This is a genomic window from Rhizobium sp. YAF28 (assembly GCF_052113285.1).
GTDB lineage: Bacteria > Pseudomonadota > Alphaproteobacteria > Rhizobiales > Rhizobiaceae > Rhizobium.
This window is the reverse complement of sequence record NZ_JBFRCX010000004.1, coordinates 243,958-256,313: the sequence shown is the minus strand read 5'-3', so window position 1 is coordinate 256,313 and position 12,356 is coordinate 243,958. Positions and strand designations below refer to the sequence as shown.

Annotated in this window: 12 protein-coding genes and 1 tRNA gene; 5 read left to right on the top strand and 8 right to left on the bottom strand. The window is 59.6% G+C overall.

Annotated features, from left to right (window positions below):
- Positions 1-179: 179 nt before the first annotated feature.
- The 4 genes from AB4Z13_RS11315 to AB4Z13_RS11300 all read right to left on the bottom strand — a co-directional run bounded on the left by AB4Z13_RS11315 (position 180) and on the right by AB4Z13_RS11300 (position 4,854).
- Positions 180-494: a hypothetical protein gene (locus tag AB4Z13_RS11315; protein ID WP_405049679.1), complete on the bottom strand. Its 315-nt coding sequence runs from the start codon at positions 492-494 to the stop codon at positions 180-182.
- Between the two features lie 494 nt (positions 495-988).
- Positions 989-1,065: transfer RNA gene (locus tag AB4Z13_RS11310), tRNA-Arg, on the bottom strand.
- Positions 1,066-1,188: 123 nt separating this feature from the next.
- Positions 1,189-2,709: a sensor histidine kinase gene (locus AB4Z13_RS11305; protein WP_113322859.1), complete on the bottom strand. Its 1,521-nt coding sequence runs from the start codon at positions 2,707-2,709 to the stop codon at positions 1,189-1,191.
- A gap of 153 nt (positions 2,710-2,862) precedes the next feature.
- Positions 2,863-4,854 carry a methyl-accepting chemotaxis protein gene (locus AB4Z13_RS11300; RefSeq protein ID WP_439013970.1) on the bottom strand — a complete coding sequence of 664 codons (1,992 nt, stop codon included), beginning with the start codon at positions 4,852-4,854 and terminating at the stop codon, positions 2,863-2,865.
- Between the two features lie 454 nt (positions 4,855-5,308).
- Here AB4Z13_RS11300 and rpmH point away from each other — a divergent pair, with 454 nt between their 5' ends.
- The 4 genes from rpmH (at position 5,309) to yihA (ending at position 8,444) form a co-directional block, all read left to right on the top strand.
- Positions 5,309-5,443 (top strand): 50S ribosomal protein L34, encoded by a 135-nt coding sequence (rpmH, locus tag AB4Z13_RS11295; RefSeq protein ID WP_016552555.1) that lies wholly within the window; start codon positions 5,309-5,311, stop codon positions 5,441-5,443.
- Between the two features lie 22 nt (positions 5,444-5,465).
- Complete coding sequence (gene rnpA, locus AB4Z13_RS11290) at positions 5,466-5,867, top strand: ribonuclease P protein component (RefSeq protein WP_037100997.1); 402 nt, start codon at positions 5,466-5,468, stop codon at positions 5,865-5,867.
- The gene (gene yidC / locus AB4Z13_RS11285; protein WP_439013969.1) at positions 5,867-7,660 is read left to right on the top strand and encodes a membrane protein insertase YidC; all 1,794 of its coding nucleotides are present in this window, start codon (positions 5,867-5,869) and stop codon (positions 7,658-7,660) included. Before rnpA ends, yidC begins: the two co-directional genes overlap by 1 nt.
- Before the next feature lie 130 nt (positions 7,661-7,790).
- Positions 7,791-8,444, top strand: coding sequence for a ribosome biogenesis GTP-binding protein YihA/YsxC (gene yihA / locus AB4Z13_RS11280; RefSeq protein ID WP_113322856.1), 654 nt, complete (start codon positions 7,791-7,793; stop codon positions 8,442-8,444).
- Positions 8,445-8,488: 44 nt separating this feature from the next.
- Here yihA and AB4Z13_RS11275 read toward each other — a convergent pair whose 3' ends face one another.
- The 3 genes from AB4Z13_RS11275 to AB4Z13_RS11265 form a co-directional block, all read right to left on the bottom strand.
- On the bottom strand, positions 8,489-9,046 hold the full coding sequence (locus tag AB4Z13_RS11275; RefSeq protein WP_113322855.1) for a fasciclin domain-containing protein: 558 nt from the start codon (positions 9,044-9,046) through the stop codon (positions 8,489-8,491).
- A 110-nt stretch (positions 9,047-9,156) separates the two neighbouring features.
- Positions 9,157-9,876 carry an anti-sigma factor gene (locus tag AB4Z13_RS11270; protein ID WP_442206006.1) on the bottom strand — a complete coding sequence of 240 codons (720 nt, stop codon included), beginning with the start codon at positions 9,874-9,876 and terminating at the stop codon, positions 9,157-9,159.
- A complete protein-coding gene (locus AB4Z13_RS11265) occupies positions 9,873-10,409 on the bottom strand; it encodes a sigma-70 family RNA polymerase sigma factor (protein WP_439013967.1) in 537 nt (178 codons plus the stop codon). The genes AB4Z13_RS11270 and AB4Z13_RS11265 overlap by 4 nt, the downstream gene beginning before the upstream one ends.
- Before the next feature lie 156 nt (positions 10,410-10,565).
- Here AB4Z13_RS11265 and argB point away from each other — a divergent pair, with 156 nt between their 5' ends.
- Entirely contained in the window at positions 10,566-11,453 is an 888-nt protein-coding gene (gene argB, locus AB4Z13_RS11260; protein WP_037100983.1) for an acetylglutamate kinase, read from the top strand.
- Between the two features lie 31 nt (positions 11,454-11,484).
- Here argB and AB4Z13_RS11255 read toward each other — a convergent pair whose 3' ends face one another.
- Complete coding sequence (locus AB4Z13_RS11255) at positions 11,485-12,330, bottom strand: oxidoreductase (protein WP_439013966.1); 846 nt, start codon at positions 12,328-12,330, stop codon at positions 11,485-11,487.
- Positions 12,331-12,356: the final 26 nt, after the last annotated feature.

The window sequence follows — 12,356 nt, the reverse complement described above, 5'->3', positions numbered from 1 at the left end:
TACCTATGAAAAATGCGTTCTATACGCGCGAAGTTCCATCACGACACGCAGCTTCCTACACTTGTGATTGCAGGCGATCCGGCGTGACTGAAAGACACAAAAAATCAAAAATTGCGATTTTGCAAAAGCCGCGAGAGCAGCGCCTGCGACAATTCATCAGCTGTGTGAATTCACCGTTCTCAATTCGCGTACAAAGGACGGTAGCCCTGGCTTGCGACGCAGGAGACATATTGCCTGTGAGCCGCGCCGCTTGCATTGGTTTCCCGTTCCATCGCGTCGCGGTGCCCGGTCATCTGCGCACGCAGGTCGTACTGCTTGTTTGCCTCATCATACATTGCGTTGGCATCGGACATACAGAGGCTGTGGGTGACACCAGGCGGATTGACGGGAGAAGCGACCGGCACGAGCACCGGCGCATTGGCGCGATCGATACAGCCTGCCAGAGCAGCCATCATCGCGACGAGACCAACGACACCAACAATTCTCGTCATCATCCAACCCTCCGGCTTCTCGCCCGACACAATCCATCGCTTCCGCAGATAGACGCCGAAGGTTGCGCGAAACTAGGCATGGAGGTGGGGAGCTATGGTATCGTGGCGCCCGTCGAAGCTTGAGGCAGGCTTCAGAATGGACGCTCGGTCGCGGCACCATCTGCATCGGAGCTTCAAAATGACAGTTGTTCAGGAAGAAGAACCTTTGACCGCGGTCCTTCACATCCTCGGCAAATCAGTCAGTGTTTGATCTGCGCCGGGGAAGTACATTGCCTTGCACGCCAGATTCGGAATAACGCCGAAGAGCGTGATCAGCGCCGGAATTGCGGTCGCCGCCCTGGCGCTCGCGCTGGGTTATCTTACATCGTCGAGGTGGTGGAGAGGCGGGAACCAATCAGGCCCAAGTTGGCCGAAGCCGATTTGCTTGCGACAAGAGCAATGGCGCCGGGCGCGATGAAGAGCCTGCTGCCAAGTCATGACCATGAACAATTGGAAAATGGCGCACCCGAAGAGATTCGAACTCCTGACCCCCAGATTCGTAGTCTGGTGCTCTATCCAGCTGAGCTACGGGTGCGTCTGCAGTGGCGGCCGTGCCGCTTGCGTGGGCGGTTCTCTAAAGGGTCTTTTCGGGCAATGCAAGAGCAATTCGAAAAAAATCGCGACTTTGGTTCGGCAAGGCTCCCCTGCGGAAATTGCATCACTTTTCGGCGTGCGACCGGCTGCGGTAATCTTCCAGTGAAACGGGGCGATCCGGAATTTCGATACGGAACTGCGTGCCGACCGAGGGCTTTTCTACAAGCGCGATCGTGCCGCCGTGGGCCAGCACCAGCTCGCGGGCGATGGTGAGGCCAAGACCGGTGCCGCCGGAGCGGGCCGAGCCGCGGAAGGCCGCAAACAGGTTCTGGCGCGCCTTCAGCGGCATGCCGGGGCCTGTATCGTCCACCGTGATGCTGACGACGCTGCCGACGCGCTGGGCGGCGACTGTGATGCGCCTGACGATCCCAGCCCCCTGCTCGCCCGGCGAGGTCAACGCCTGCAGAGCGTTGCGGCAGAGATTGTGGATGATCCGGAACAATTGCTCGCTATCAGCGTCCACTTCCAGATCCGGCCCCATCTGCTCGATGAACTCGACGCCGCTTTGTGGCTCGATGGCGAGGATGTCCTTCACCTCCTGCACAAGCTCGTAAAGATGGATTCGGCGGCGGCGCGGCGCCGATTCAGTTGCCTTGCCGTAAGAGAGGACTTCGGTCGTGTAGCCGACGGCGCGATCGATGGTGCGCAGTAGCTTCGGCGCGAAGCTTTTCACCAAGGGATCGTCGACATCGACGAGGCGGTCAGACATGAGCTGGGCGGATGCCAGGATGTTGCGCATGTCGTGGTTGATCTTCGAGACCGCGAGGCCAAGTGCTGCAAGGTTTTTCTGCTGCTTCAGCGTCTTCTGCAGTTCGAGCTGCATGGATGTAAGATTGCGGCCGGCAACAGCCAGTTCGTCACGGCCGCCGTCGCCGACATAGACATGCAGCGGATTTTCGGGATCCGAGGCGAATTGCTGCATGCTGCCCGTCAGTCTGCGGATCGGGCGGATGAGAATGCGATTGATGGAGAAGAAAATCAGTGTCGCGGTAAACAGCGAGATCAGGATCGACAGCAGCAGCACGTTACGGGCATAGACGAACATCGCCTTACGCAGAGGCCGGTCTTTCATGACCACCTCGACGCCGGTATTGGTCTCGCCCACCGCACCATAGACGCGGATCATGCGGTTGCCGCCGAAGATCATCGTGTCCAGCGCGTCGCGCATCGCGGTCAATGGCGGGATGTTGCTGAGATCGTAGGATTCGTCGACCGAGGTCGGCATTTCGCTCATGGCGAGCAGGCGGGAGGTGCCGTCCTTGCGCAGCACAATCGCCTTGGTGCCCGTCGCCTCCAGCGTCTCCTTCTGCAGCGCGCGCGGCAGATCCACCGGCTGCAGGCCGTCGATGACGATTGCGGCAGCGGCGGCCGTATTCAGCCGATCCTCCAGCCAACGCACACGCATGCTCGCGATCGAGGGAAAGAAGATCAGGATTTCCGCCAGCATGATGAAGAAGACGGTGAGCCAGAGCAGCTTGCCGGAGAGGCGGCTGAACATGCCGGCACGCGGATAGGAACCCCTAGCAGCCTCACCGGCCGCGATGTTTTCCGCCTTGAAAGGCTCGCCCTGGTCTTGAACCGGCATCTCGTCTTGTCCGTGCGGCGAAAGGCCGCCATCAGAATGAGCTCTTATATTAGACGAGAATGCTCCGCTTTCAAATCTTTGCGAGGAGCGGCAAGTCGTCACAAACGAAAACGCCGCCCGCAGGCGGCGTTCCGATCCCGGTCATAAAGGCTATCAGAACTCTTCCCAGCTCTGCTCCGCAACAGCGGCATTGCCGCTGAAGGCGCGGGCGACGCGGCCGATAGCACGGCGCGCCGGAGAGGCGACTGGCTGGTGATGCTGCTGGCGGGCAACGGCAACGGGCGCCTCGTTGGAAACCTTGAAGCGGGAGATGAGGCGCACGAGGCCATCGGCTTCGGCTGACAGCTTGTGGGTCGCAGCCGAGGTTTCCTCCACCATCGCGGCGTTCTGCTGCGTCACCTGGTCCATCTGATTGACGGCGGTGTTGACCTCCTTGAGGCCGGTCGATTGTTCCTTTGCCGCCGTTGCGATCGAATGGATATGGTCGTTGATGGCGATGACCCTCGTCTCGATCTCCGAGAGCGCACTGCCCGTCGCCTGGACCAGCTTGACGCCGACCTGCACTTCGTCGCCAGACTTGTTGATGAGCGCCTTGATATCCTTCGCGGCCGTTGCCGAGCGCTGGGCGAGCTCGCGCACTTCCTGGGCGACCACAGCGAAGCCCTTGCCGGCTTCACCAGCGCGTGCGGCCTCGACGCCGGCATTCAGCGCCAGCAGGTTGGTCTGGAAGGCGATCTCATCGATGACGTTGATGATCTGACTGATTTCGCGGGAGGCCTGCTCGATACGACCCATGGCATCGACGGCGTTGCGGACCACGACCCCGGAACGACCGGCATTGTCCTTCGCCTCGGAGACCATGACGGTCGCTTCCTGGGCGCGTTCCGTCGAGTTCTGCACAACGGCTGTGATCTCATCGAGAGCAGCAGAGGTTTCCTCAAGTGCGGCAGCCTGCTGTTCCGTGCGCTTGGAAAGATCGTCGCTGGCGTTCCTGAGTTCGTTGGTATTTCCGTTGATCGCTTCGGTCGTCTCGCGCACTTCGCGCATGGTCGTCTGCAGCGTCACGAACGTGCTGTTGACGTTTTTCTGCAATTCGGCAAAGGCGCCCTGGAATTGACCGCGCATAGTCTGCGTCAGGTCGCCTTCAGCAAGGCTTGCTATGACGCGGCGGGTTTCGTCGACGCCGGCATCGACGCTCGACAGCAGCGTGTTGATATTGCCGGCGAACTGGTTGAGGCTTTCGTCCTGATAATCCTTGTTGATGCGGTGGCTGAAATCGCCGGCAGCAGCGGCTGCAACGACGACGGACATGCTGGACTGCAGGTCGTCGCTCTTTGCACGCATTGCCGCTTCCTGTGCGTTCATGCGCTGGATGACGAGGCCGTTTTCCTTGAAGATGGCGACGGCAGCGGCCATCTCACCGATTTCGTCCTTGCGACCGGCGAACGGCACTTCCGCCTGGAAATTGCCGTCTGCGACGTCCTTGATCGCCTGAGTCACCTTCTTGATCGGCCGACTCAGGTGGCTGGTGCCGATGTAAAAGCCCATACCGACGCCGACCGCGATACCGATGCCGGTGATGCTGAGCACCAGCATCAGGATCCAGCTGCGGAAGCTCTCGATCTGGTCGTCGACGGCCGTCAGTGCGGCCTTGTCAGTGTTGACGATCGCGTCGATCTCGGCCTGGAAAGCCTTGCGGTTGGCGCGGTTGGCGTCATTGTTGCCCTGCTCGTTTGCGGCCTGCGGGCTCACCTGCGTGCCGAGACGGGCTGTCTCAGTGCGGAAGGTGCGGAATTCCTTGGCGCGGTCGATGAGCTTGGTGAAAGTATCCTTCTCGCTATCAGGCACAAGTGGCGCCCAACCGGCGATGACCTTGTCGATCTCGTCCAGATCGGCCATCAGGCCCTTGGCGAAGGCCGGCGTCTGTTCCAGGCTCTTTGCAGCATAGATGCCGCGCGACTCCATGACGACGGCGGTGACGAAGCGGTTGAGACGTTCGCCGGCGTAGGCGCGGGCCGCGGCATGTTCATAAGCAGTCAGGTTCGCGTTGTACTCGCTCATCGCCGACAGCGCGGTGGCACCGATCAGAAGCGCAACGCCACCCATGACGGAGACAAGAAGATTGATTTTGCCGCGAATTTTCACTGAACGCTCCCTCGCTTCGCACAATGGCTGGAAAGCAAATTCCCAGCCGATGTACTGAAAGATCGGGTAAATTCGTTAATGTTGTATTTCGAATATTAACAATATCGACTACAAGAAATTACCCATATTTACTGTTGCGCGCATTATGCTTTGTCTCGGGCCGAGCATCTTCAAGGAATAAAAGTTGCGGCTGAGAGCTTTCGGAAGCTTATGGATGAAATATACAACCATATAGTGAAGAACCAAATTCGTTAACACCAGAGTGCGAAATCTTGCCATCCGCCACGCAGCTCCGGGGAATCTGCCTGTCATAATTGACTTTGGCAGGCTTCATTTGTATAAGCCGCCGCACGTCCGGTCGTTTCAGGTCTTTTGCGACCTTGCCCGTTCGAAAAACCACGCTCCTTGCATTATGCAAATTCAAGAAGGGCCGCACTCCGCGGTGTTTAAATAAATGAAGCGTACCTATCAGCCCTCGAAGCTTGTTCGCAAGCGCCGCCACGGTTTCCGTGCGCGTATGGCCACTAAGGGCGGCCGCAAGGTCATCGTTGCTCGCCGCGCACGCGGCCGCAAGCGTCTTTCGGCCTAAGGCCGGAATTGCCCGATAGCAAATGACGGGCGACTTGAAGACCAAAGAAGACAAACAGATTGTCGGGCGGCTCTTGAGCCGCCCGCAATTTCTTGCAGTCCGCGAAGGCGAAAAGCGCCGCGGCCCTCTCTTCCTTCTCGAGGTCCTGAACCGCAAGGAAGAAGAAAGCGAAGCCCGCGTCGGCTTCACAGTCACCAAAAAACATGGCAACGCGGTCGAAAGAAACCGCATGCGGCGACGCCTGAAAGAGGCGGTGCGGCTTCATGCAGGGTTTGCAATGCAGCCCGGACACGACTATGTGGTTGTCGCCCGCAGGGACGTCTTGACAGCGTCCTTCGATGAACTGGCCGCGGAACTGAAAACCCGCGTGGAAACCAGGCCGAAACACAGGCGCCCGAAAGACGAGCGCCCCAGGAACGTATGATGCAAAACAACCGCAATTACTTCATTGCGATCGCTCTCTCGGTGCTGATCGTCCTTGGCTGGCAGTTCCTCTATATGAACCCGCGCATCGAGGCTCAGCGCAAGGCTCAGGAAGCCCAGAAGGCACAGCAGCAGACCGAGCAGACGCAGCAGCCTGCCGCCGGCGGCCAGAGCGCGCAGCCGAATGGCGCAGCTCCCACCGGTCAGGCCACGGCGACGGCGACCCGCGAGGAAGCTCTGGCGAAATCGCCGCGTGTTGCCATCGACACGGCTGCCCTTTCCGGCTCCATCAACCTCGCCGGCGCGCGCCTCGACGACCTGAGGCTGAAGGGCTATCACGAGACCGTCGACAACTCGAGCCCGATCATCACCCTGTTCTCGCCGGCTGAAACCAAGGACGGCTATTTCACCGAGTTCGGCTATATCGGCACTGATGCGACAGGCGCCGTTCCCGGCCCGTCTACCATCTGGACCGCGCCCGAGGGTGCGAAGCTCACCGAAAAGACGCCGGTGACGCTGACCTATACCAATGACAAGGGCCTGACCTTTGCCCGGACGATTTCCGTCGATGACCGTTACATGTTCACGGTCGTCGACAAGATCACCAATAGCGGCGACGCCGCCGTATCGCTGTCCAATTATGGACGCGTGACGCGCTACAACAAGCCGACCACGCCTTCGGTCTACGTGCTGCATGAGGGCTTCCTCGGCGTGCTCGGCGCCGGCAGCGGCATTTCCGAGAGCAAGTACACGGCGATCGAAAAGGAAAACCAGTCCAACCCGACGGTCACCGGCGGCTGGATCGGCATTACCGACAAGTATTGGGCTGCGGCTCTCATTCCGAGCCAGACCATTCCCTTCGATTCCCGCTTCTCGCATTTCACGGACGGTCAGCCGCGCTATCAAGCCGATTTCAAGGGTGAAGGCCTGTCGATCGCTCCCGGAGCGACGGTCGACGTCAAGAACCTCGTCTTTGCCGGCGCCAAGGAAGTGCCTGTCGTCGATGAATATGAAACGAAATATTCCATCCCGAATTTCGATCGCCTGATCGACTGGGGCTGGTTCTGGTTCCTCACGCAGCCGATGTTCAAGCTGATGGACTTCTTCTTCCGCTACTTCGGCAATTTTGGCGTGGCGATCCTCTGCACGACTATCGTCGTCAAGGCGCTGTTCTTCCCGCTCGCCAGCAAGCAGTACGCTTCGATGGCGAACATGAAGCGCATGCAGCCGAAGATGGAAGAGCTGAAGGCAAAATTCGGCGACGACCGCATGGGCCTGCAGCAGGCGACGATGCAGCTCTACAAGGAAGAGAAGATCAACCCGATCGCCGGCTGCTGGCCGGTTGCGCTGCAGATTCCGATCTTCTTCTCGCTCTACAAGGTGATCTACATCACCATCGAAATGCGCCATGCGCCGTTCTTCGGCTGGATCCGCGATCTTTCGGCGCCCGACCCGACGACGATCGTCAACCTGTTCGGCCTGCTGCCTTTCGAGGCACCGGCCTTGCTGCATCTCGGCGTCTGGCCGCTGATCATGGGCGTCACCATGTTCGTGCAGATGCGCATGAACCCGACCCCGCCCGACCCGACGCAGGCAATGATCTTCAACTGGATGCCGCTGGTGTTCATGTTCATGCTGGCAAGCTTCCCGGCCGGCCTCGTCATCTACTGGGCCTGGAACAACACGCTCTCGGTGCTGCAGCAGTCGGTGATCATGAAGCGTCACGGCGTGAAGATCGAGCTCTTCGACAATCTGAAGGGCCTGTTCAAGCGAAAACCGGCGCCATCGAAATAGTCGAAAAGCCCTGCTTCGGCGGGGCTTTTTGTTTCGGGCCACAGAAGCGCTCAACCGTACGAACCTTGACAATACGTCTTAAAAACATGAAGCCGGTTTCATTACCGATCCCGGAGATTGCAGAATTCATATGACTGAAATCGCAAAGCCGCTCTTCGGCCACCCCTGGATATTCATCCGCGGCGTGCCTTCCATGAAATTCCTTCCGCCGGAAGGCCCCTTGGAAGTAGCTTTCGCCGGCCGGTCGAATGTCGGCAAATCGTCGCTGATCAACGCGCTGGTCGGTCAGAAAGGTCTGGCGCGCACCTCCAATACGCCGGGCCGCACGCAGGAGCTCAACTACTTCGTTCCGGACGGTTATTCCGGCGAGGGCAACGACCTGCCGCCGATGGCGCTGGTCGATATGCCGGGCTATGGCTATGCACAGGCGCCGAAGGAGCAGGTGGATAACTGGACAAAGCTCGTCTTCGACTATTTGCGCGGCCGCTCGACGCTGAAGCGCGTCTATGTGCTGATCGACAGCCGCCACGGCATCAAGAAGAACGACGATGACGTCCTGACGCTGCTCGACAAGGCGGCCGTCTCCTACCAGATCGTGCTGACCAAGACGGACAAGATCAAAGCGCCTGCCGTGCCAAAGCTGCTGGCTGAAACATCGGAGAAGATCCGCAAGCGCCCCGCCGCCTATCCGGGCGTGCTTTCCACCTCCTCGGAAAAGAACGAAGGATTGGACGAGCTGCGGCAGGCGATTGCCGAAACGGTCGGCGTCAGCAACTGGAAATAAAAAGAGGCGCCCAGAAGGGCGCCCCCGACAGCCTGTATTTGAATTTACATCTTCGGCAGCAGCACTTCGTCGACGACGTGGATGACGCCGTTCGACTGTTTGACGTCGGCGATGGTGACGTGGGCGACACCGCCATTTTCATCCGTCAGCGTGATCTTGCCCATGCTTTCCTTTGCCTTGAGCACGCAGCCGCCGACCGTTTTGATGTCGTGCTCGCCGCCATCGTCCTTGATCATCTTGGCGACGGTCTTCGACATGGCATCTGCGGCAACGACATGGCAGGTCAGAACCTTGACAAGCTTGCCCTTGTTTTCTGGCTTCAGCAACGTATCGACAGTGCCTTTCGGCAGGGCAGCGAAGGCTTCATTGGTCGGCGCGAAGACGGTGAAAGGCCCCTTGCCTTCCAGCGTGCTGACGAGGCCGGCTGCCTTCACGGCAGCAACCAGGGTGGTGTGATCCTTGGAATTGACGGCATTCTCGACGATGTTCTTGTTCGCATACATCGCGGCGCCGCCGACCATCGGGTTCTTTGCCTGAGCGGCGAAGGCGATAGCCGAAAAGGCGGCGGTGAGCGCTGCGGCACGCAGTGCGGACTTGATCATGGTTTTCTCCTCTGCACCCGGTCGCAGCCGCCGGCTTTATGCCCTGCGCCGCCCGGATATCAGCAACTACGGAAGGCGCTGCAGAAGAGTTTCAGAAAATGATTTTTATTTTACGGCCTGTGGATCGAACCGCTGGCGATGACGGGGCCTGACGGCTGATGTGTGGGCGAGCCGCCGAATGGCTCCAGGCTGACGGCCAGCGTCGTTCCATCGGAAATCTGGCTGCGCATATCGGTCGGGATCAGCAATGCGCCGTTCATGCCCGGTTGGAAAACGCCGAGAGAACGGGGCGTCCCGCTACCCGGCACGAGCCAGAGCTCCAGAGATTTCTCCTCCGGCTTGCCGGCCGCAACCGGCACGATCTTCAATCGGCCACTCTGGATATCGTAGGAGGCCATCAGATTGACCTGATTGTTCTGTCCCGAGAGGTCCGCCACCAGCGGTGGCGATGCCGGAGGCTGGGGCACGAGACCGGAGGCAAAGGCGATGACGCCCAAGGTGACCGCAAGCGAGGCAAATGTCAGCGAGCGCCAGAAACCGGCGGAATTCCAGAGGCTGTGCGAAAAGCGCGGCTCACTTTCTGCATTGGCGAAGAGGCGCGCCTCGATCTGCTTGAAGGTCTCGCTGCTTGGAGCAGCCGTGCCATATTCGTCGTTGAAGCTGGAGAGGTTGACCTCCCAGCGGCTGACGATGGCGGCAAACTGCCGGTCGCGGCGCATGCGCTCCTCGACGATCCTGCGATCCTGAAGAGAGAGGACGCCCAGCACATACTCGCCGGCGAGAACCTCATCCCGGGAGCGGTCTCCCTTGCTTTTGTCGGGCGATGTCATCGTTCCATGCACTCTCTCAGTTTCAGCAGGCTGCGTCTTAGCCATGTCCTCACCGTGTTCAGCGGGACACCAAACTGATCGGCCAGTTCCTGATAGCTCAGCCCTTCGACATAAGCCCGTTTCACCGCGACCGCACGATCAGCTTCCAACTCTTCCATGCAGGTGTCAATCCGCCTTCCTTCATCCTTAATCACGACTTGCGCTTCAGGATCGGGACCGGCATCGGCAAGATCAAGCGCTTTGTCGATTTCGTCGGCTACCGGCTTGCGCGCCCGCAACGCATCGATCGACTGATTGCGGGCAATTGCCGCAAGCCAAGCGACCGATGTCGAGGAGCCAGCAGTAAAGGCACCGGCGCGCTGCCATATCTTGATGTAGACCTCTTGCAGCACCTCTTCCGCCTCGTTCCTGCTTCCCAGAATACGAAGGCAGATCGCCAGAAGTTTCGGACTGGTCTGGTTATAGAGTGCGGCGAAGGCCTTGCGGTCGCCGAGCGCTACGCGGCCGATTAAATCTGCAAAATCCCCAGTCATGTCGCCCTCGAATGAACGATTTCCGATTCGATAGTTTCAATATGAGCTGGCAGGTTCCCAGGTCGGCCTTAGATACGAAAAACTATTGCGTGCCGGATTATTCCATCTGTCAAAAACTTGAGATAAAAGGCCGCGATCAATTCCGCGGGGTCCCCCATGAACGAGTCCGAAAGCGAAATCCAGGCGCGTCTTCTCGCGCAGGCGCTGCCCTTCATGCAGCGCTACGAAAACAAGACGATCGTCGTTAAGTACGGTGGCCATGCCATGGGCAATCCCGAGCTCGGCAAGGCCTTCGCCAGCGATATCGCACTTTTGAAGCAATCCGGCGTCAACCCGATCGTCGTGCATGGCGGCGGCCCGCAGATCGGCGCGATGCTGACGAAGATGGGTATCGAATCCAAATTCGAAGGCGGCCTGCGCGTTACCGACCAGAAGACGGTCGAGATCGTCGAAATGGTGCTTGCCGGCTCGATCAACAAGGAAATCGTCGCGCTGATCAATCAGACCGGCGAATGGGCGATCGGCCTCTGCGGCAAGGACGGCAACATGGTCTTCGCCGAAAAGGCCCGCAAGACTGTCAAGGATCCCGATTCCAACATCGAGCGCGTGCTCGATCTCGGCTTCGTGGGCGAAGTCGTCGAAGTCGACCGTACGCTGCTCGACCTTCTTGCCCGCTCCGAGATGATCCCGGTCATCGCGCCGGTTGCTCCGGGCCGCGACGGCGCGACCTATAACATCAACGCCGACACTTTCGCGGGCGCCATCGCCGGCGCGCTGAACGCCACCCGGCTGCTGTTCCTGACGGATGTGCCCGGCGTGCTCGACAAGCAGGGCAAGCTCATCAAGGAGCTTTCCGTCGCCGAAGCGCATGCGCTGATTGCCGACGGCACGATTTCCGGCGGCATGATCCCGAAGGTTGAGACCTGCATCGACGCCATCAAGGCAGGCGTGCAGGGCGTCGTCATCCTGAACGGCAAGACGGCCCATTCCGTGCTGCTCGAAATCTTCACCGAGCACGGCGTCGGCACGCTGATCGTTCCCTGATTGAGAAAGGCGCCCTTCCGGGCGCCTTTTCTTATGCTTCGGCAAAGCTTGTCGAGAGCGTCAGATCTTCCCAGGCATCGATTTCAGCGCTCAGGCTCTTCAGCTTGTCGCGAACAAGCGCCAGCGCATCGGCGCCGAGCAAGAGATGCACGGGCGGGTTTTCAGCCTCGACCAGCGCCAATACGGCGGCGGCCGCTTTGCGAGGATCGCCTGCCTGTTTGCCGCTCTTTTCCTCGCGGGCCCTGCGGATAGGATCGAAGAGCGAATCATAGTCGGCGATGCTCCTGTCGGTGCGGATCATCGATCGTCCGGCCCAGTCGGTGCGGAATGAGCCGGGAGCGACCGCCGTGACTGCGATGCCGAACGCCTTCACTTCCTTCGCCAAAACCTCGCTGATGCCTTCGAGCGCAAATTTGCTGCCGCAATAATAAGCGATGCCCGGCATGGTGATGAACCCGCCCATCGATGTGATGTTGATGATGTGACCGGCCCGCCGTCGGCGCATGAACGGCAGAGCGGCCTTCATCATTCCAACGGCGCCGAAGACATTGACCTCGAATTGCCGGCGCATCTCCTCGATCGGCGATTCCTCCAATGTCCCCTCGTGCCCGTAGCCGGCATTGTTGATGAGAACGTCCACCGGGCCGATTGTTCTCTCGATACCAGCAACGGCCGGTTCGATTGCTTCGATATCGGTAACGTCCAGGCGGACCGCCGTTGCACGACCCAGCGCCAAGCTCTCGAACAGAGCTGCGGCTTCCTCATTCCTCACGGTTCCCACCACGCGATGCCCCTTCTCCAATGCGGCCTGCGCAAAGGCATGGCCAAAGCCCGAACTGACACCGGTAATGAGAAACTGCTTTTCGATTGAACTCATCGTGAACTCCTGTTCTAGCGCAACCG